This window comes from Micromonospora sp. NBRC 107095, assembly GCF_030269705.1.
In the GTDB taxonomy this organism is placed as follows: domain Bacteria; phylum Actinomycetota; class Actinomycetes; order Mycobacteriales; family Micromonosporaceae; genus Micromonospora; species Micromonospora parva.
This window is the reverse complement of the sequence record NZ_BSTU01000007.1, coordinates 37,385-56,345: the sequence shown is the minus strand read 5'-3', so window position 1 is coordinate 56,345 and position 18,961 is coordinate 37,385. Positions and strand designations below refer to the sequence as shown.

Annotated in this window: 18 protein-coding genes; 7 read left to right on the top strand and 11 right to left on the bottom strand. The window is 72.1% G+C overall.

Features of this window, described 5'->3' with window-relative positions; all coding sequences use genetic code 11:
* Nucleotides 1–25: 25 nt before the first annotated feature.
* A complete protein-coding gene (locus tag QSK15_RS28825; protein ID WP_285797594.1) occupies nt 26–874 on the bottom strand; it encodes a TrmH family RNA methyltransferase in 849 nt (282 codons plus the stop codon).
* 50 nt (nt 875–924) lie between these two features.
* Here QSK15_RS28825 and QSK15_RS28820 point away from each other — a divergent pair, with 50 nt between their 5' ends.
* Nucleotides 925–2,814 carry a thiamine pyrophosphate-requiring protein gene (locus QSK15_RS28820; protein WP_502889658.1) on the top strand — a complete coding sequence of 630 codons (1,890 nt, stop codon included), beginning with the start codon at nt 925–927 and terminating at the stop codon, nt 2,812–2,814.
* Nucleotides 2,815–2,936: 122 nt separating this feature from the next.
* Here QSK15_RS28820 and QSK15_RS28815 read toward each other — a convergent pair whose 3' ends face one another.
* Nucleotides 2,937–3,554, bottom strand: coding sequence for a TetR/AcrR family transcriptional regulator (locus tag QSK15_RS28815; protein ID WP_285797195.1), 618 nt, complete (start codon nt 3,552–3,554; stop codon nt 2,937–2,939).
* A gap of 134 nt (nt 3,555–3,688) precedes the next feature.
* Between QSK15_RS28815 and QSK15_RS28810 the strand changes: the two genes are divergently transcribed.
* On the top strand, nt 3,689–4,051 hold the full coding sequence (locus QSK15_RS28810; protein ID WP_285797194.1) for a DUF1330 domain-containing protein: 363 nt from the start codon (nt 3,689–3,691) through the stop codon (nt 4,049–4,051).
* Nucleotides 4,052–4,191: 140 nt separating this feature from the next.
* On the opposite strand, the gene QSK15_RS28805 is transcribed toward QSK15_RS28810, so the two are convergent.
* The 4 genes from QSK15_RS28805 to QSK15_RS28790 all read right to left on the bottom strand — a co-directional run bounded on the left by QSK15_RS28805 (nt 4,192) and on the right by QSK15_RS28790 (nt 9,133).
* Nucleotides 4,192–6,393 carry a transglycosylase domain-containing protein gene (locus QSK15_RS28805; protein WP_285797193.1) on the bottom strand — a complete coding sequence of 734 codons (2,202 nt, stop codon included), beginning with the start codon at nt 6,391–6,393 and terminating at the stop codon, nt 4,192–4,194.
* A 236-nt stretch (nt 6,394–6,629) separates the two neighbouring features.
* On the bottom strand, nt 6,630–7,397 hold the full coding sequence (locus QSK15_RS28800; protein ID WP_285797192.1) for a hypothetical protein: 768 nt from the start codon (nt 7,395–7,397) through the stop codon (nt 6,630–6,632).
* A gap of 151 nt (nt 7,398–7,548) precedes the next feature.
* On the bottom strand, nt 7,549–8,655 hold the full coding sequence (locus QSK15_RS28795) for an SPFH domain-containing protein (RefSeq protein WP_030337791.1): 1,107 nt from the start codon (nt 8,653–8,655) through the stop codon (nt 7,549–7,551).
* Nucleotides 8,656–8,659: 4 nt separating this feature from the next.
* On the bottom strand, nt 8,660–9,133 hold the full coding sequence (locus QSK15_RS28790; protein WP_285797191.1) for an NfeD family protein: 474 nt from the start codon (nt 9,131–9,133) through the stop codon (nt 8,660–8,662).
* Nucleotides 9,134–9,242: 109 nt separating this feature from the next.
* Here QSK15_RS28790 and QSK15_RS28785 point away from each other — a divergent pair, with 109 nt between their 5' ends.
* Nucleotides 9,243–10,544 (top strand): serine hydrolase domain-containing protein, encoded by a 1,302-nt coding sequence (locus QSK15_RS28785; protein ID WP_285797190.1) that lies wholly within the window; start codon nt 9,243–9,245, stop codon nt 10,542–10,544.
* Between the two features lie 25 nt (nt 10,545–10,569).
* Here QSK15_RS28785 and QSK15_RS28780 read toward each other — a convergent pair whose 3' ends face one another.
* Nucleotides 10,570–11,382, bottom strand: coding sequence for a DUF3097 domain-containing protein (locus tag QSK15_RS28780; RefSeq protein WP_285797189.1), 813 nt, complete (start codon nt 11,380–11,382; stop codon nt 10,570–10,572).
* A gap of 338 nt (nt 11,383–11,720) precedes the next feature.
* Between QSK15_RS28780 and QSK15_RS28775 the strand changes: the two genes are divergently transcribed.
* The gene (locus tag QSK15_RS28775; RefSeq protein WP_285797188.1) at nt 11,721–12,296 is read left to right on the top strand and encodes a TetR/AcrR family transcriptional regulator; all 576 of its coding nucleotides are present in this window, start codon (nt 11,721–11,723) and stop codon (nt 12,294–12,296) included.
* Between the two features lie 129 nt (nt 12,297–12,425).
* Entirely contained in the window at nt 12,426–13,220 is a 795-nt protein-coding gene (locus QSK15_RS28770; protein WP_279518916.1) for an Rv1486c family protein, read from the top strand.
* Nucleotides 13,221–13,475: 255 nt separating this feature from the next.
* Here the strand turns inward: QSK15_RS28770 and QSK15_RS28765 are convergent, their stop codons facing one another.
* From QSK15_RS28765 to fabG, 4 genes are all read right to left on the bottom strand, one after another.
* The gene (locus tag QSK15_RS28765; RefSeq protein WP_030337797.1) at nt 13,476–14,255 is read right to left on the bottom strand and encodes an HAD-IIA family hydrolase; all 780 of its coding nucleotides are present in this window, start codon (nt 14,253–14,255) and stop codon (nt 13,476–13,478) included.
* A 15-nt stretch (nt 14,256–14,270) separates the two neighbouring features.
* Nucleotides 14,271–15,299, bottom strand: coding sequence for a ferrochelatase (locus QSK15_RS28760; protein WP_285797187.1), 1,029 nt, complete (start codon nt 15,297–15,299; stop codon nt 14,271–14,273).
* A gap of 101 nt (nt 15,300–15,400) precedes the next feature.
* A complete protein-coding gene (fabI, locus tag QSK15_RS28755) occupies nt 15,401–16,168 on the bottom strand; it encodes an enoyl-ACP reductase FabI (RefSeq protein ID WP_285797186.1) in 768 nt (255 codons plus the stop codon).
* A 26-nt stretch (nt 16,169–16,194) separates the two neighbouring features.
* Entirely contained in the window at nt 16,195–16,899 is a 705-nt protein-coding gene (fabG, locus tag QSK15_RS28750; RefSeq protein WP_124770856.1) for a 3-oxoacyl-ACP reductase FabG, read from the bottom strand.
* Nucleotides 16,900–17,054: 155 nt separating this feature from the next.
* Between fabG and QSK15_RS28745 the strand changes: the two genes are divergently transcribed.
* Entirely contained in the window at nt 17,055–18,290 is a 1,236-nt protein-coding gene (locus tag QSK15_RS28745) for a sensor histidine kinase (RefSeq protein ID WP_285797185.1), read from the top strand.
* A complete protein-coding gene (locus tag QSK15_RS28740) occupies nt 18,287–18,949 on the top strand; it encodes a response regulator (RefSeq protein ID WP_030337802.1) in 663 nt (220 codons plus the stop codon). The genes QSK15_RS28745 and QSK15_RS28740 overlap by 4 nt, the downstream gene beginning before the upstream one ends.
* Nucleotides 18,950–18,961: the final 12 nt, after the last annotated feature.

Here is an 18,961-nt window from a genome sequence, read left to right as displayed (position 1 = left end):
CGCATGGCCATGCAAGCCGAAGGGTCTACTCGCCGCCGAAGGGCGGATCGTCGCGGCCCAGCTCCCAGAACGCCACCGCCGCCGCGGCGGCGACGTTCAACGAGTCGACGCCACGCCGCATCGGAACGACCACCCGCACGTCGCTGGCGGCCTGGGCCGCCGCGGTGAGGCCGGGCCCCTCGGCGCCGAGCAGCAGCGCCGCCCGCTCCCGCTGAGCCGGGGTCAGCCGTTGGATCGGTACGGCGTCCGGCGCGGGCGTCATGGCGAGCACCGTGAAGCCGGCCTCCCGCACCTGGTCCAGGCCCCCGGGCCAGCTGTCGAGCTTCGCGTACGGCATTGCGAAGACCTCACCCATGCTGACCCGGACGCTGCGCCGGTACAGCGGGTCGGCGCAGGTCGGCGAGAGCAGCACCGCGTCGATGCCGAGCGCGGCGGCCCCCCGGAAGATCGCGCCGAGGTTCGTGTGGTTGTTCACGTCCTCCAGCAGCACGACCCGGCGCGCGGTGGCGAGCACGTCGGCCGCCGTCGGCAGCGGCCGGCGGTGGAACGATGCCAGCACCCCCCGGTGTACGTGGAAGCCGGTGGCCCGCTCCAGCACGTCCTGGGTCGCGGCGTAGACCGGCGCGTCGCCGGTGTCCAGGTCGGCGACCTGGTCGATCCGCTTGGCGTCGACCAGGTACGACCGGGCCGGGTAGCCCGCGCGCAGCGCCCGGCGAAGCACCAGCTCCCCCTCGGCGATGAACAGGCCGTGCGGTGGCTCCCAGCGGGTGCGCAGCTCGACGTCGGTGAGCGCCCGGTAGTCGGCGATCCGGTCGTCGTCAGGGTCGGTGATCTGGTGTACGGGCACCGGACGATTCTGCCGGACGCGGGGCAGCGCGCTCCGACGCCCGCGCGGCGGGGTGTTTTGTCCGAAGAAGAAGGGGAATGGGCGGCGAGGCATCGGACACGACGGGAAGGACCAGCCAGGTGAGCGCAGACCACACGGCACCGGGCGAAGTGGGCGCCCTGCCCCGACGCCCGACCGTCGCGGACCACATCGTGTCGCGGCTGTTCAGCTGGGGCGTACGCCGCTACTTCGGCTATCCCGGCGACGGCATCAACGGCATGACCTCCGCGCTGCAACGCACCAACGGGCGGGCCCAGTTCGTCCAGGTCCGCCACGAGGAGACCGCCGGCTTCGCCGCCTCCGCGCACGTGAAGTACGGCGGCGGCCCGCTGGGCTGCGCCCTGGTGACCAGCGGACCGGGCGCGATCCACCTGCTCAACGGCCTGTACGACGCGAAGCTCGACCACCAGCCGGTGATCGCCCTGGTCGGGCACACCGCGACCACCGCCGAGGGCGGCGGCTACTACCAGGAGGTGGACCTGCTCGCCCTCTACAAGGACGTCGCCGCCGCGTTCCTGGCCCAGCTCGACAACCCGGCGCAGGTGCGCCACCTGGTCGACCGGGCGTGCCGGACGGCGCTGGCCCGGCGTACCGTCACCGCCCTGGTCCTGCCCCTGGACATCCAGGACGAGCCGGCTGTGCCGAACCCGCCGCACGCGCACGGCTACTACCAGACCAGCAACGCGCCGAGCAGCACGCCGACGGTGCCACCGGAGGCGGACGTACGCCGGGCGGCCGAGGTGCTGCGCGGTGGGCACCGGGTGGCCATGCTGGTCGGCCAGGGTGCCCTCGGCGCGCGCGACGAGGTCCGCGAGATCGCTGACCGGCTCGGGGCCGGCGTGGCCACCGCGCTGCTCGGCTTCACCGCCGTCGACCACCGCGAGCCGTGGGTGACCGGCGCGATCGGGCTGCTCGGCACCCGACCCAGCTGGCAGCTGATGAACGACTGCGACCGGCTGCTCATCGTGGGCAGCAACATGCCGTACTCGGAGTTCTACCCGCCGCCCGGACAGGCCCGCGCGGTGCAGATCGACCTGGACGGCACCCAGCTCGGGCTGCGGTACCCGACCGAGGTGAACCTGACCGGCGACGCCCGCCCCACGCTGCGGGCGTTGCTGACCGAGCTGGGCCCCGGCCCCGGGCCGACCGCCTGGCGGGCGGAGGTCGCCGAGGCCACCTCGGCGTGGCGCCGGGTGCAGCGCGACCTGGCCGAGCAGAACGCCGAACCGGTCAACCCGCAGTTGCTCTTCCACACCCTGAACGAACGGCTGCCCGACGACGTGCTGCTCGCCGTCGACTGCGGCACCACCACCGCCTGGTACGCCCGGCACATCCAGGTACGCCCCGGCATGCTGGCCAGCCTGTCCGGCACGCTGCTGTCCATGGGCGGCGCCATGCCGTACGCGCTGAGTGCCAAGTTCGCCCACCCGGACCGGCCACTGGTCGCGTTGATCGGCGACGGTGCCATGCAGATGAACGGCGTCAACGAGCTGATCACCGTGGCGAAGTACTGGCGCAGCTGGGCCGACCCGCGCTTCGTGGTGCTGGTGCTCAACAACCGGGACCTGGCGTTCGTCAGTTGGGAACAGCGCTCCACCGAGGGGACGCCGATGTTCCCGGACAGTCAGCAGTTGCCGGACATCGCCTACCACCAGTGGGCGGAGGTGCTCGGGCTGCACGGCGAGTTGATCGACTCGCCGGAGCAGGTGCGCGACGTCTGGGACCGGGCACTCACCGCCGACCGGCCAGTGGTGATCAACGCCCTGGTCGACCCGGCCGAACTGATGCTGCCCCCGCACTTCACCGCCGAGCAGGCCCGCAACACCGCTGCGGCGGTGCTGCGCGGCGACACCGACTGGGCCGGGATCATCCGCCGCGGCCTCCCGTCGACGCTCGCGAGCTACCGCCCCCGCCGCCGCGACCGCTGACCTGCTCCCCCCGCCCCCGCGATCTTGCATTTTCTGCGGGGACAAAGAGCTACAGGAGCGGCGTATCGGCAACCGAAAGTGCAAGATCGCGGGGATGATGGGGCGGGGTGCGGGCAGTTTCGCTAGCCGTCGCCGTCGCGGCGAGCGCTGACCGGGCTGGACAGGGCTTCCCGCGCGGCTTGGAGGATCTCGTCCGACAGGGGTGTCGGGGCCGTCGCGCGCGCCAGCATGAGCGCACCGACCATCGTCGCGAGATCGACGAGCGCCATCCGGCGGGCCTCGGGCGCGTCTTCGCCGGGTGCGTCCTCGATGTCCGTCAATCGCCTGATGGTCTCCTGGACACCCACCGCGTACGACGCGCGGAGCGGACTGTCGGCGGGCGACCGGGCGGCGTCGGCGGCCAGCGCGGTGTTGGCACATCCCGTGCCGGGTGTGTCGCGGTGCTCGGGTGACAGGTAGTGCCGCAGCAGCGCGGTCCGTGCTTCCGACCGGTCGGAGAAATCATCGGAGAGTTGGTCCAGCAGGGCCAGGAGTTCGCCGAAGGCCGTCGTGGCGGCGATGCCCAACAACTCGTCCTTCGAGCTGAAGTGCTTGTAGAACCCGCCGTGGGTCAGCCCGGCGGCGCCCATGAGGTCCTGCACGCTCATGCCCGCCGCGCCGCGTTCCCGGAGCAGCCTCGAGGTGGCGGCCACCACTTCCTCGCGGTGCCGCGCCGCTTCGGCACGTGAGGTCCTGCCCATCGCGCTTCCCCTCCCACCTGCTCACCGGTCGACCTCCGAATTATAGAGGATGAACCTAATCCAAAACTTGCCGCAGCCACCAACCTTGGTTAGATTATGGGCGTCATCTTAATTTCGAGGGTTGGAGACACCCCATGAGCACCTACCTGATCAACCACCTGCGCATCCCCGGCGGCATCCCGAACGAGGAAGGGCTGTCGTACCTGGAGCAGGTCGAGGCCACCGTGCACCCGTACGGCGGCAAGTGGCTCGCCCAGGGCGACGTGGACGTGGTCGAGGGAGCCTGGCCCGGGTCCGTCGTCCTGATGGAGTTCCCCACCCGCGCCGACGCCGAGAAGTGGTACAACTCACCGGAATACCGGGCGATTCTCCCGCTTCGTACGAACAACGCGGTCTCGGACATCATCCTGGTCGACAGCCTGGCCCCGGACTTCACGGTCGCCGGTTTCGCCCAGCAGGTGCGCGCCGCGATCTCGGCAGCCTCCGCCAACAGCTGAGGCTGCGCCGACGCCGGTTCACTCCGAGGTCACCGCCGAGCCTGGCGGTGACCTCGGAGTGTCGTGACCCAGCCGGCGGACCGGTGGACAGAGCACGGCGGCCCGGCCCGAGGTGGGCCAGGCCGCCGCTGAATCCGGGGTCAGCCCCGACGGTCGAGCCAGCGTTGCAGGGCCGAGCGCGGGTCCTGATCCTGGGTGGGCTGCTGGCGTTCGGGGACGGCCGGACGCTCCACCGGGCGACGGGGCTCGCCGGCCAACTCCTTGCTGGGGGCGGTGAACGCCTTCTCCGGCTGGCCCTTGACGGCGGTGGCGATGACCCGGGCGACCGCGTCGATCACCTTGGCCTGCACGGCCGACCCCACCGAGTCGGCCGGGTCGTCCGGGTTGGCGGCGATCCCGGCCACCGCGACCTGCGGGGTGAAGCCGACGAACGTCTCGGTGGAGTTCTGCTCCGAGCTACCCGTCTTACCGGCCACCGGCCGGCCGTCGAGGATGTCGTTCACGCCGGTGGCGGTGCCGCCGTTGCACTGCCCGAACGCGGACTGCTGGCCCACCGGGCAGCGCGCCGCGTCGGTCGCGGCGCGGGCGACGTCGGCGTCGAGAACCCGCTTGCAGGAGGGTTGCCCGACCGGCACCTTCGCACCGTCCGCGCCGGTCACCGAGACCACCGGCACCGGCGTGCAGTAGGTGCCCTCGGCGGCCACCGTGGCGTACGCGTTGGCCAGGTCCAGCGGGGTCGTGGCCGCCACGCCGAGGGTGAACGAACCCCAGTTCTTGGCGTTGTCCTTGGCGAAGGCGGCGTCCGAGTCGGCGCGGAAGGTGATGCCGAGCCGCTGCGCCATCTCGACCACCTTGTCCTGGCCGACCTGTTCGGCCAGCCAGACGAAGTAGGTGTTCACCGAGCGGCCGAAGCCGTCCCACATCATCCGGTACCCGTCCATCCAGTCCGGGTTGGCGTTCACCGGGCACCAGCGGCCGTCACAGCTGCCCGGCCCCTCGGCCGCGTACCGGGTGGGCAGCTTGGCGGGCGCGTCGAAACCGGTGGAGAGGGTACGACCCGACTCCAGCGCGGCGAGCATGGTGAACAGCTTGAACGTGGAACCCGCCTGGTACCCGTCGACGCTGGCGCCACCGGAGATCAACGGGTTGACGGTGTTCGGGTAGTTCGCCTGTCCGGCCGGATTGTCGGCGAGGCTGTAGTGCCGGTTGACCGCCATCGCCAACACCCGCCCGGTGCCCGGCTGGACCGCCGCGATCGGCAGGGCGCGCTTGTTGTCGTACCCGTAGACCTTGGTGGCCTGCTGCTGCGCGGTGGCCTGGATCTTCGGGTCCAGCGAGGTGACCACGGTGTAGCCGCCGGAGCGCAGCGCCTGCTCGCGCTCGGCGACGGTGGCCCCGAAGGCCGGCTGGGTCAGCCACCACTGGCGCAGGTAGTCGCAGAAGAAGCCCCAGTCGTCGTGGCCCTGGGAGACGGCGGTGCAGCCGTTGGGCTGAGCGGTGGGGTGCAGGGCCAGCGGTTCCGCCTTGGCCTGGGCGGCCTGGGCGGCGGTGATCGCGTTGGTGGCCACCATCGAGTCCAGCACGTACGACCGGCGCGCCAGCGCCTGGTCCTTGTCGCCGTTGATCGGGCTGTACGCGTCCGGGGACTGCACCAGACCGGCCAGCAGGGCCGACTCGGCGAGGGTCAGCTGCGCCGGAGGCTTGCCGAAGTACCGCTGGCTGGCCGCGGCGATCCCGTACGCGCCGGAGCCGAAGTAGGCGATGTTCAGGTAACGGTCGAGGATCTCGTCCTTGCCGAGGCTCTTGTCCAGCGCGCTCGCGTACCGGATCTCCTGGATCTTGCGACCGACGGTGGGATCGGTCGCGGCGGCGCGCTCCTCGGCGGTGCGGGTGGGGTCGGTCTTCAGCACGTTACGGACGTACTGCATGGTCAGCGTCGAGCCGCCCTGTTCGGTGCCGCCGCCCTTGACGTTGGCCACCAGTGCCCGGGCGAGGCCGCGCAGGTCCGCGCCACCGTGGTCGTAGAAGCGCCGGTCCTCGGCCGCCACGATCGCCTGCCGCATCACCGGGGCGATCTCGGACAACGGGACGTCGGTGCGGTTCACGTCGTAGAACGTGGTGATCAGCGTCTTGCCGTCGTTGGCGTACAGGTACGAACGCTGCGGCGTGGCCGGGGTCTTCAGCGAGGCCGGCAACGCGGCGTACGACCCGAGCGCGGCGCGGGCGGAGAGCCCGAGCAGCAGGTTGCCCGGCAGCGCGGCGACGGCCAGGACGAGCCCGGCCAACACGCCGGCGAACAGCACGGTGAACAGCCGCGACAGCGGCGAGCGGGGGGCGGCCATGCAACCCAGGATTGCCACAAAAACCGCCAACCGACCACCCTCAGAGCCCGATTGTCACCAACTTCACGGCCCCCCACCAGCCAACCCCCAGCTCGCCGGCTGCCCTCCCCGCGCCACCCCGCTCCGTGTCGCGTCGCTCCGGTGATCATGGGGTTAGCGGGAGGTTGATCACGGAATCGCCCGTCAACCTCATGATCACCGGAGCTGGCCGAGGGCCGGGGTGGGTGGTGGGTGGGTTAGGGGTTGGGGGTACTGAGGCTGGCGGTGGCGGCGTCTCGGGCTGTCTCGCGGGGCATCAGGCGGCCGGAGCGGTAGCCGATGCCGATGCCGGCGATCAGCACGAAGATCGCGCCGAAGGTCTGCAACGACCCGATCAGCGCACCGCCGAGGCCGAGCAGTGGCGCGGCGATGATCAGCATGACGCCGTCGCCGAGGCTGAAGGCGCCCGAGCGGGCCACCGCCCACCCGGTGAGGAACCAGCCCGCGCTGTAGAACGTCGCGCCGAGCAGGACCAGCGACCGCGCGGTGGTGCCGAAGACCGGCGTCTGCTCTTCGAACCCGGCGAACGGCAGCATGAGCACGGTACCGGCGATGCTGACCAGCAGCCCCGCGGCAGCCACCCGCCGACTGCGGGTCGCGGCCAGCAGACCGGTGAGGGCCAACAGCGCGAGCAGGCCGAGCCAGACCGCGGCGACCCAACCGATGAGGTACACCGCCCGGCCGTCGGCCGGATAGGGGTCGTTGCCCACCCCTCCGTCGCTGGCCATCGCCACCGCGCCGTAGAGGATGGCGTACGCGGGCAGCAGCCAGACGGCCGCCCGGGCGAACCGACGCACCGACCAGGCCCAACTGGCGTTCGTGGCGGGGGCGCCCGGGGTCGGCTCGCCGACGAAGGGCAGTACGCCGAACCCGCCGCCGCTGCGCCGGGAGCCCAACGGGGCGACCGGGTCGTGTGCGCCGGGCACCGGGGCCGAGGACCACATCCGATTCGCCGGATCCTTCATGCGTCACCTCGCTCGTCGACGAGCGGTGCGGGACGCGCCGGGGCGCCCCGATTGCCTGGTCACCACCCGTCCTAGGACCGATGGTGGCAGGCGTCGGAGCGCCCCATGAGTCTTTCTCGCATTTAGCCGGCCGGGTGGCCGGTGTCCTGCGTCAGCCGCGCTCGCGCTGGTCGGCCGGGTCCTCGGTCAGGCTGGCCGGAGACACCGGCTCCGGGGCGGGCAGCCCCTGCGGCTTGTTGCCGCCAGTGGCCTGCGCCTCGGCGACGCGTACCTCGTCGTGGATCTGCTGGGCGGCGGCCGCCGCGGCCTGCGCCGCCTCCGCGGCCTCGCGCTCCACCTGGCTCGCGTGGTCGGCGGCCTCCGGTGCGGGCAGGTCCCCCACCATCTGGCTCAGCCCGCCGAGCGCGCCACCCATCCCCTCCAGGGCCTTGGTCAGCTCGGCCGGGACGATCCAGACCTTGTTGGCGCTGCCCTGGGCGATCTGCGGCAGGGCCTGCAGGTACTGGTAGGCGAGCACCTTCTGGCTCGGGTTGGCCTGGTGGATCGCGTCGAAGACCGTCCGGATCGCCTTCGCCTGACCCTCGGCCTGCAGGATCCGGGCCTGCCGGTCACCGTCGGCCCTTAGCACCGCCGACTGCTTCTCACCCTCGGCGGTGAGGATCTGCGACTGCTTGTGCCCCTCGGCGGTCAGGATCGCCGCGCGGCGGTCCCGCTCGGCGCGCATCTGCTTCTCCATCGAGTCACGGATGCTGGCCGGCGGCTCGATCGCCTTGATCTCGACCCGGGTCACCTTGATGCCCCAGCGACCGGTGGTCTCGTCCAGCACACCCGAGAGGTGCCGGTTGATCTCGTCCCGGCTGGTCAGCGCCCGCTCCAGATCGAGCGAGCCGATCACGTTACGCAACGTGGTGACGGTCAGTTGCTCAATGGCCTGCAGGAAGCTGGAGATCTCGTAGGTCGCCCGGACCGAGTCGACCACCTTGAAGTAGAGAACCGTGTCGATCGAGACCACCAGGTTGTCCGAAGTGATCACCGGCTGCGGCGGGAAGCTGACCACCTGCTCCCGCATGTCGACCTTGGTACGCACCGCGTCGATGAACGGCACCAGCAGATTGAGGCCGGGGCTGAGGGTGCGCTTGTACTTGCCGAGCCGTTCCACCACATCCTGGCGCTGCTGCGGCACGATCCGCACCGCCTTGGCCAGCGTAATCACGGCGATCAACGCCACCGCGATGATCAGCACACCGATGACCGTCATAGGTTCACCCTCTCGCTTCCGGCAGCTCGCTGGCGGAAGAAACATCGTCCTGCCACACCAGGGCTGTCGCGCCCCGGACCTTTATCACCCGAACCCGTTGACCGGGCTCGAAGATCTGCGTCGTGTCGTACGGTCGGGCCGTCCACAGCTCCCCGTCGATCTTGACCAGGCCGTGCTCGGCGTCCACCCGTTCCAGCACCAGCGCCGTGGAGCCCTCGATCGCCTCCACGCCGAACGGCTGTTCGCCGCTCTCCAACGCGGAGCGGCTGTGCCGCCGGATGACCGGTCGGACCACCAGCAGGCTCAGTGCCGACACCACCGCGAAGACCAGTGCCTGCACGGCGACCGGCGCCCCCAGGGCGGCCGCCCCGGCGGCGGCGAACGCACCGACCCCGAACATGATCAGGAATAGCGTCGTCGTGAAAATCTCGGCGACCGCCAGCACCACACCCAAAACGATCCACACCACGGCGTCCACACCGCAAGGGTGACACGTTAATGCACGAGCAGCCCACCCGTGATCATCAGTAGGCTCGGCGAAAACGATCGCCGCCCACCGAATCCACCGGCCGAACGAGGAGATCCCCGTGACTCTGCTGCCCGCGACCGCCCGACAGATCGACACCCAGGTGGCCCAGGCGCAGATCGACGGTCGCACCCCGTCACTGGTGCTGGGCGTGGTCCGCGACGGCGCGCTCGTCCACCTGGCCACCGCCGGCGAGCACCCCCGCCCGGACGCCGACCTTCAGTACCGGGTGGGCTCGATCAGCAAGACGATGACCGCCACCTTGATCATGCAGTTGCGGAACGCCGGCCAGCTGTCCCTCGACGACCCGCTGGAACGGCACCTGCCGGGCACCGCGGCGGGCGCACTCACCCTGCGCCAGTTGCTCGGGCACGCCAGCGGCATGCAACGCGAACCCGAGGGCGACTGGTGGGAGCGGAGCGCGGGCGCCGACCTGGCCGGGCTGCTCGACGGGCTCAACGCCGACAAGATCGCCTATCCGCCGCACACCGCCTACCACTACTCCAACCTGGCGTACGGGCTCCTCGGCGGCCTGCTCGAACGGCTCACCGGAACGCGGTGGGCCGACCTGCTCGATGAACGGCTGTTCGGCCCGCTGGGAATGCGCCGCACCACCTACGCGGCCACCGAGCCGTATGCCCGCGGCTACGTCGTCCACCCCTGGCACGGCACGCTTCGCGAGGAACCCCGTACCGACACCGGCGCGATGGCCCCCGCCGGGCAGCTCTGGTCGACGATCGAGGACCTGGGCCGCTGGGCCGCCTTCCTGGCCGACCCCGACCCGTCGGTACTGGCCGCCGGGACGCTCACCGAGATGTGCGCGCCCGTGGTGATCAGCGATCTCGACTCCTGGACCGGTGGGCACGGGCTGGGGCTGGAGCTCTACCGCGACGGCGAGCGGGTGTACGTCGGGCACGGCGGCTCGATGCCCGGGTACGTGGCCGCCCTCGCGGTGCACCGGCCCACCCGTACCGCCGTGGTCGGCTTCGCCAACTCGTACGGCTTCCCGATCACCACACTCGGCCGTCGGGTGCTGACCAGCGTGCTGGACGCCGAGCCGGCGCTCCCGCAGCCGTGGCGGCCGGCCGCCGCCGCGCCCACGGCGGAGCTGGCCGAGCTGACCGGCCGCTGGTGGTGGATGGGCCTTCCGCTGGACCTGCGCTGGGACGCGGGTGACCTGGTCGCCCATGTCCGTGGTGAGCGGGTGAGCCGGTTCACCGCCGAGGGGCCGGACCGCTGGCGGGGACGCTCCGGCCCGGAGAACGGCGAGATCCTGTCGGTGCTGCGCGACGACAACGGGCGGGCGACGGCTGTCGACATCGCCACCTTCGTCTTCACCCGCAGCCCGGACGAGGCCCCCTGACCCGACCGGCGGCGGGGCCGGGCGGTCAGGGGGCCTCGGTGACGAAGTCGATGAGGCGTTCCATGGCGTTGATCAGGGGCGTTTCCACGTCGGCGAAGCTGTTCACCCGGGACAGGATGTGCCGCCACATGTCGGCCGGCTCGGCCACCCCGAGGGCCGCGCAGACCCCCTCCTTCCACGGCCGCCCCGGCGGCACCACCGGCCACGCCGCGATGCCCAACGCCGCCGGCTTGACCGCCTGCCACACGTCCACATAGGGGTGTCCGGTCACCAGCACGTACGGCGAGTCGACCCGGGCCACGATCCGGCTCTCCTTGCTGCCCGGCACCAGGTGGTCGACGAGGACGCCGAGCCGTCGGGTCGGGCCGGGACCGAAGTCGCGTACGTCGGCGTCGAGGGCGTCGATGCCGTCCAACGGCTCCACGACGACGCCCTCGATGCGCAGGTCGTCACCCCAGATCCGCTCGACCAGGGCGGCGTCGTGGATGCCCTCCACCCAGATCCGGCTGGCCTTGGCCACCTGGGCGCGGACGTTGTCCACCGCCACCGAGCCGGACGCGGTCCGCCGCCGGGCGGTCGGCACCGGCGCGCGGGTGGGGCGGCGCAGCGTGACCGGGCGGCCGTCGAGCAGGAACGCCGCCGGCAGCAGCGGGAAGTTGCGCCGCTTGCCGTGCCGGTCCTCCAGCACCACGGCACCGGCCTCGAAGCCCACCACCGCTCCGCAGAACCCGGAGTCGGCGTCCTCCACCACGAGGTCCGGTTCGGCGTCCACCTCGGGGGTGACCTTGCGTCGTCGCCAGTCCCCCGCCAACACGTCCTCGCCGTATCGCCCCGCCATGTCGATCACGCTAACTCCCGCGCCACCACCCCGCTCCCCGACACACCGCCCCACCTCGTCCACACGCCACCACCGCGGCGATCACGCCGTGGATTCGAGGCGACCCAGGTCGCTGTCGACCGACGCCGGCCAGACGGATTCCTCGCCTCCGCCGCGGCCGGCCACGGCCAGCAGGACGCCTGGCGTCCATCGGCGTGGGCGCTGGCATTGCGCGCACGGTCGCTCCTGGCTGAGTTGGTGTTGGCCTGCCGTTCTGGCATGCTGCATATGTGGAACTGGGTTCCGCTAGAACGTACGGAGCACTGTTCCGTTCACCAGCGGATGTGACGGAGGTAACGGTGGCCAGCACCGGGGCGTGTCCCGCACGGAAGCAGCGGGCGGATGCGCTGCGCAACCAGACGGCGCTCCTGGAGGCGGCCGCCGCCGCGTTCATCGCCTCCGGGGTCAACGCGCCGGTACGCGACATCGCCGCCAGGGCCGGCGTCGGTGTCGGGACGATCTACCGCCACTTCCCGACCCGCGCCGACCTGATCGTCGCGGTGTACCGGCACCAGGTCGAGGCCTGCGCCGAGGCCGGCCCCGTGCTCCTGGCGCAGAGCGCCACACCACACGCCGCCCTGGCCAGCTGGATCCACCTCTTCGTCGACTTCCTGGTCACCAAGCACGGTCTGGCCGAGGCGATGCGGTCCGACGACGCCGCCTTCCAGACGCTGCACGCGTACTTCCTCGACCGGCTCGTCCCCGTCTGCGCCGACCTGCTCGCCGCCGCCAGCACGGCGGGCGAGATCGTTCCCGACATGAACCCCCTGGTCCTGATGCAGGGCATCGGCAACCTCTGCATCGGCGCCGACAACCCCGCCTACGACGCGCGTCTCATGGTCGACGTGGTCATCGCGGGCCTACGGCTGCGTTAGCACCCGGAAAGACCCCATGCCGCGGACCGTGCCGCACACGGGATCGGGCGAAGGGGGCAGTTCGGGGCACGCAGGGCGGCCGGAGCGGCAGTCGAGACAGGGCCGGTCGTGACCACGTACCCTTTCGGCATGTCCACCCCCGCAACGGGCGCGGCCACACTCGCGCCGCGCCGGTCGAGCCGGTTCGTTGCCTGGGTGCGCGCGTGGCGTGCCGGGTTGGTGCCGTACGACGAGGTTGCCGACGCCATCGCCGGCGACGAGGAACATCTCGTCGCGGACGCCCCGGGCACCTGGACCGACGTCCCGCTGGGCGCCGCGCTGCCCACCCTGGCCAAGCTCTCCCCCGACGAGATCCGCCTGGTGCTGCCCGCGCCCGGCGACCCCCGGGGTCTGCCCGGCCCCGGCGACTTCGCCGGCGCGGCGCTGGTGGCGGGTGAGGCGGTGGTCGCCGGCGGGCTCGGGTTGATCCCGGAGGTCCGCTCGCACACCTCCGGCTCCGGGGACTGTTTCGAGACGGTGCTGTGGCGGGTGTACCCGCTGCCGGCCAACGCGCCCGCCGCGTCACTCTCGTTGCCCGGCGCCGCCGAGGCGGAGGCCGAGCTGGCCGCCGCGCTGGCCGAGACGACCGCCGCGCTGACCCGCCTCGACGTCGCCCAGTGGCGGCCCGAGCTGGCAGGTGCGCTGGCCGCGTTGCGCCGCCCGGACGGCACCACCGATCTGCCACCGGGGTTCGACCCGCGAGCCCGTCGGCTCTTCGCCCGAGCCGCGGTGCTCGACCGGGTGCTCGCGCTGGCCGGGCACTCCGCGCCGGGCGGCGCGATCAACAACTACGAGGCGCAGCAGCGCGACGCGGCACTTCGTCCGCTGACCGCCGCCTGCCGCCAGGCCCTGGTGGCCGCCTGCAACGCCCCCCTGCGCCCCTGACCGGTCACCCCGCGCCGCACCACGAGGGCCCACGCCACACCGCCGAAGCCCGACACGCCCGCCGCCGGTCCGATGCGCCGCCGCGCCGCCGCGCCGGTCATGATCGCGCTCGACCATGGATGTAGTGGCCTCCGGCGCAGGCTGGTGACCACTACATCCTGGATCGAGCGCGGGCAGCGCGCGCGGTGCCAGGAGCGCGGGCAGCGCGCGCGGTGCCAGGAGCGCGGGCAGCGCGCGAGCGCGGCCCCAACGGGGTCAGACCTCGTCGAGCAGGTCCGCGACCGAGTTGATGATCCGGGACGGGCGGTACGGGTAGCGCTCGGCCTCGGTGCGGCTGCTGATCCCGGTGAGCACCAGGATGGTCTCCAACCCGGCCTCCAGACCACACAGGATGTCGGTGTCCATCCGGTCACCGATCATCGCGGTGCTCTCCGAGTGCGCGTTGATGGTGTTGAGCGCCGACCGCATCATCATCGGGTTGGGCTTGCCGACGAAGTACGGCTCCACCCCGGTCGCCTTGGAGATCATGGCGGCGACCGACCCGGCGGCGGGTAGCGCGCCTTCCACGGACGGGCCGGTCACGTCGGGGTTCGTGCAGATGAACCGGGCGCCGTCGTTGATCAGACGGACGGCCTTGGTGATCGCCTCGAAGCTGTAGGTGCGGGTCTCGCCGAGCACCACGTAGTCGGGGGCGAAGTCGGTCAGCACGTAGCCGACGGCGTGCAGGGCCGTGGTCAGCCCGGCCTCACCGATGACGTACGCGGTGCCGCCCGGCCGCTGGTCGGCGAGGAACTGGCCGGTGGCCAGGGCCGAGGACCAGATCGACTCCTCCGGCACGTCCAGCCCCATGCGGCTGAGCCGGGCCGTGAGGTCGCGCGGGGTGTAGATCGAGTTGTTGGTCAGCACCAGGAACGGCTTGCCGGAGGCGCGCAACCGGTTGATGAACTCCGGCGCGCCGGGTACCGGCTGGCCCTCGTGCACCAGCACGCCGTCCATGTCGGTCAGCCAACTCTGCACGGGCTTACGGTCATGCATGATGATCCTCAGAGGTCAGGGGCGACGGGTCGGCACGCAACAGACGGTGGGGCAGGTGTCCCACATCGGCAGTTCGCCCAGGCGGCGGCGCAGCTGCGCGCCGTCCGGGTCGGTCCGCTCGGTGACCAGCTCACGCACCATGGTCACGAAGCGCGGGTCGGTGCCCGGCGTAGCGGCCCGGACGAAGTCCAGGCCGAGCTGCTTCGCCGTCTCCAGCGCCTCGGTGTCCAGGTCCCACACGACCTCCAGGTGATCGGAGACGAACCCGATCGGGCTGACCACCACCCCGGTGGTGCCGCCCTGCGCGAGGGTGGCCAGGTGGTCGTTGACGTCCGGTTCCAGCCACGGCACCTGCGGCGGGCCGGAGCGGCTCTGCCAGACCAGGTCGTACCGCAGGTCGGGGGCGGCGGCTGCGGCGACGAGCCGGGCGGTCTCGTGCAGCTGCGCCTCGTACCGGCCGCCGTGCGGGCCGGCGTTGGCCGCCATCGAGCTGGGAATGGAGTGGGCGGTGAAGACCAGCCGGGTGGTGTCCCGCTTCGCCGGGTCGAGCTGGCCCAGGGCCGCCCGGACCGCGTCGACGTGCGGCTCGACGAAACCGGGGTGGTCCCAGAACTGGCGCAGCTTCTCGATCACCGGGGCGTCCGGGCCGACGGCGGCACGGGCGGCGGCGATGTCCTCCTGGTACTGCCGGCAGGACGAGTAGCCGCCGTACGCGCTGGTGACGAAGGCCAACGCACGGGTCACCCCGTCGTCGCGCATCCGACTGACGGTGTCGGCGAGCATCGGGTCCCAGTTGCGGTTGCCCCAGTAGACGGGCAGGTCGACACCGTGCGCGGCGAAGTCGGCGCGGACGGCGGCCAGCAGGTCCCGACACTGCTGGTTGATCGGGGACACCCCACCGAAGTGCTGGTAGTGCTCGGCGACCTCGGCCAGCCGTTCGGGCGGCACACCCCGACCCCGGGTCACGTTCTGCAGGAACGGCATCACGTCCTCGGGCCGTTCCGGCCCGCCGAAGGACACCAGGACCACCGCGTCGTACGACATGGGGTCATTCTTGCCCCTCGGCCGGGACGCCCCGGCGACGCCCCCTGGTCCGGACGTGTAGATCACGCTGACGGGCGGCCAGGGAGCGTCGCGGTGCGGCGTCAGGCGCCGATGGCGTGGTAGCCGCCGTCGACGTGGACGATCTCGCCGGTGGTGGCCGGGAACCAGTCGGAGAGCAACGCCAGGCAGGCCCGCGCGGCGGGCTCCTGGTCGGTGAGGTTCCAGCCCAGCGGGGCCCGTTCGGTCCAGGCGTCCTCGAACTGGTCGAAGCCGGGGATCGACTTCGCGGCGATGGTGCGCAGCGGCCCGGCGGCCACCAGGTTGCTGCGGATGCCCTGCTTGCCCAGGTGCAGCGCCAGGTAGCGGGACGCCGACTCCAGGCCGGCCTTGGCCACGCCCATCCAGTCGTAGACCGGCCACGCCTTCGTCGCGTCGAAGGTCAGGCCGACCACCGCGCCACCGGGCGACATCAGCGGCAGCGCCGCCATCGCGAGGGACTTGTACGAGAAGGTGGAGACGTGCAGGGCGGTCGCCACGTCCTCCCAGGGCGCGTCGAGGAAGCCGCCGCCGAGGCAGCTCTGCGGGGCGAAACCGATCGAGTGCACGACACCGTCGAGGCCGTCGACGTGCTCGCGTACCCGGTCGGCGAGGCCGGCCAGGTGCTCGGTGTTGGTGACGTCCACCTCGATCACCGGCGCCGGCTCGGGCAGCCGCTTCGCGATCCGCTCGACCAGGGAGAGCCGGCCGTAGCCGGTGAGCACGACCTGCGCGCCGTTTTCCTGAGCGAGCTTCGCCACCGAGAAGGCGATCGAGGCGTCGGTGATGACACCGGTGACGAGCAGTCGCTTACCGGCGAGCAGTCCGGACATGCAGATTTCCTCCGTAGTCAAAAGGGTTAGTGGCCCATTCCGAGGCCGCCGTCGACCGGGATGACGGCGCCGGAGACGTACCCGGCGCTGTCGGAGGCCAGCCAGGTGACCACGGCCGCGACCTCGTCCGGGCTGGCCATCCGGCCGGCCGGGATGGACTTGAGGATCTCCGCCTTGCGGTCGTCGGAGAGGCCGGCGGTCATGTCCGTGTCGATGAAGCCGGGCGCCACCACGTTCGCGGTGATGTTGCGGCTGCCCAGCTCCCGGGTGATCGAGCGGGCGACGCCGACGAGGCCGGCCTTGCTGGCGGCGTAGTTGACCTGCCCGGCGCCGCCAGCGAGGCCGACCACCGAGGAGATGAAGATCATGCGGCCCCACTTGGCGCGGAGCATCTTGCCGGAGGCCCGCTTGGCGACCCGGAACGCGCCGGTGAGGTTGGTGTCCACCACGTCGGTGAACTGCTCCTCGGACATCCGCAGCAGCAGCGTGTCGGCGGTCATGCCGGCGTTGGCGACCAGCACCTCGACCGGCCCCAGCTCGGCCTCGACGGCGGCGAACGCGGCGTCGATCGAGGCGGCGTCGGTGACGTCGGCGCGGACGCCGAACAGCCCGTCAGGGGCCTCGCCGCTGCGGTGGGTGACCGCCACCCGGTCGCCCTGCTTGGCGAAGGCCTGCGCGATGGCCAGGCCGATCCCCCGGTTGCCCCCGGTCACCAGCACGGTGCGAGCCACTGTTCCCCCTTGCGAATGGTCAGCACGGACGCGTCGGAGCCTAGGCGTTACCGGCAGGTAAGCGCTAACGGGAGCCGCGTCACACTGGGGTACGACACCGGGATCAACCCCTGGTGGCACGCCTCGTGACGGGCTCGGCACGTAGCCTCCGGGTGGTGAACCGGCAACCGATCGCCGTGGCCCTGCGGGCCCTGTGGCAGACAGTGCTGGGCCCGGACGCGCCGGTGGAACGGCCGCTGCTGGCCCGGTGGCCCGGGCCGGCCCGCTACGCCGCCCCGGTCGGCCTGCTGGCCGCTCTCGGCCTCTTCCTGATCACGCTGACCGTGGAGAGCGAGTGGGGCCTGCCGATACTGGTCGCGTTGCTGTTTTCGGCGATGACAGTGGCACCGCTGCTGGCGCTGCCCCGGCGTCCGCTGCTGGCCTGGCGGCTGACGGTGCTGGCCCTGCTGATCTGCACGTTCAACGCCCCGGCCGACCAGGCCTGGCCGTGGACTCCGCCGCTGGCGCTCGGGTCGATCGTGGTGCTGGCGGTGGTCGTCGCACGGGTCGACCGGCCGGTGCTGGCCTGGGTGGTGACGATCAGCACGGTGCCGGTGCTCACCCTGGTCCACCCCGACAACCGGGTTCCGGTCCTGCTGCTGCTCGGGGCGTTGGCGATCGTCGGTGACCTGATCCGACGCAACCGGCTGTCCCGGCGGGCGCTGGCCGCGCAGACCGAGCTGAGCGAGCGGGAGCAGGAACGCCGCGGGGTGCTGGAGGAGCGCACCCGGATCGCCCGGGAGCTGCACGACGTGGTGGCCCACCACATGTCGCTGATCGCGGTGCAGGCGGAGACCGCCCCGTACCGGCTGACCGACGTGCCGCCCCCGGCAGCCGCCGAGTTCGTCGCCATCGCCGCGTCGGCCCGCGACGCGCTCACCGACATGCGGCGGCTGCTGGGGGTGCTGCGCAGCGAGACGACCGGGCCGCAGACCGCGCCGCAGCCGGACCTGACCGACCTGGGCACGATGGTGGACGCCGCCCGCCGGGCCGGGCTGTCGGTCACGTTGGACGCCGAGCAGGTGGACGACGACCGGGTGCCCGCGCCGGTCGGGCTGGCCGCGTACCGCATCGTGCAGGAGGGCCTGGCCAACGCGGCCCGCCACGCGGCCGGCGCCGCGGTGCGGGTCACGGTCCGCGCCGGTGCGTCCGGTCTGGGGGTACGCGTGGAGAACGCGCCACCCGCCGAGGCGGGCTCCCGGCCCGGCGAGGCGGGCTCCGGGCACGGGCTGACCGGCATGCGGGAACGGGCCACCTCGCTGGGCGGTACGTTCACCGCCGGGCCGCTGCCCGACGGGGGTTACGCGGTGGCGGCCGAGTTGCCGTACGAGGCGGAGGGCGGGGACCGATGATCCGGGTGCTGATCGCCGACGACCAGGCGATGGTCCGGCAGGGCTTCGGCGCGCTGCTCGCCGCCCAACCGGATCTGCTGGTGGTGGGTGACGCCGCCGACGGGGCGCAGGCCGTGGCCGCCGCCCGCCATCTCGACCCGGACGTGGTGCTGATGGACGTGCGGATGCCGGTGATGGACGGGCTGGAGGCCACCCGCACCCTGCTCGGTGACCGGTCGGCGCAGCGTCCCCGGGTGCTCATCCTCACCACGTTCGACCTGGACGACTACGTGTACGAGGCGCTGCGCGCCGGGGCCAGCGGTTTCCTGCTCAAGGACGCCCCGGCCGCCGACCTGGTGCAGGCGGTGCGGGTGGTGGCGGCCGGGGACGCGCTGCTCGCCCCGGCTGTCACCCGCCGGCTGATCGCCGAGTTCGCGGCCCGCCCGGACCGCCGCCGCCCCCGCCCCACCGACCTGGCCGGGCTCACTCCCCGAGAGACCGAGGTGCTGCGGTTGATCGCCCGGGGTCGCAACAACGCGGAGATCGCGGGTGACCTGGTGGTGGCCGAGCAGACCGTGAAGACGCACGTCGGGCGGATCCTGGCCAAGCTGGGGCTGCGCGACCGGGCACAGGCCGTGGTGCTGGCGTACGAGACGGGTCTGGTGGCCGCCGGCGAGTAGCCCCGTGGAGCC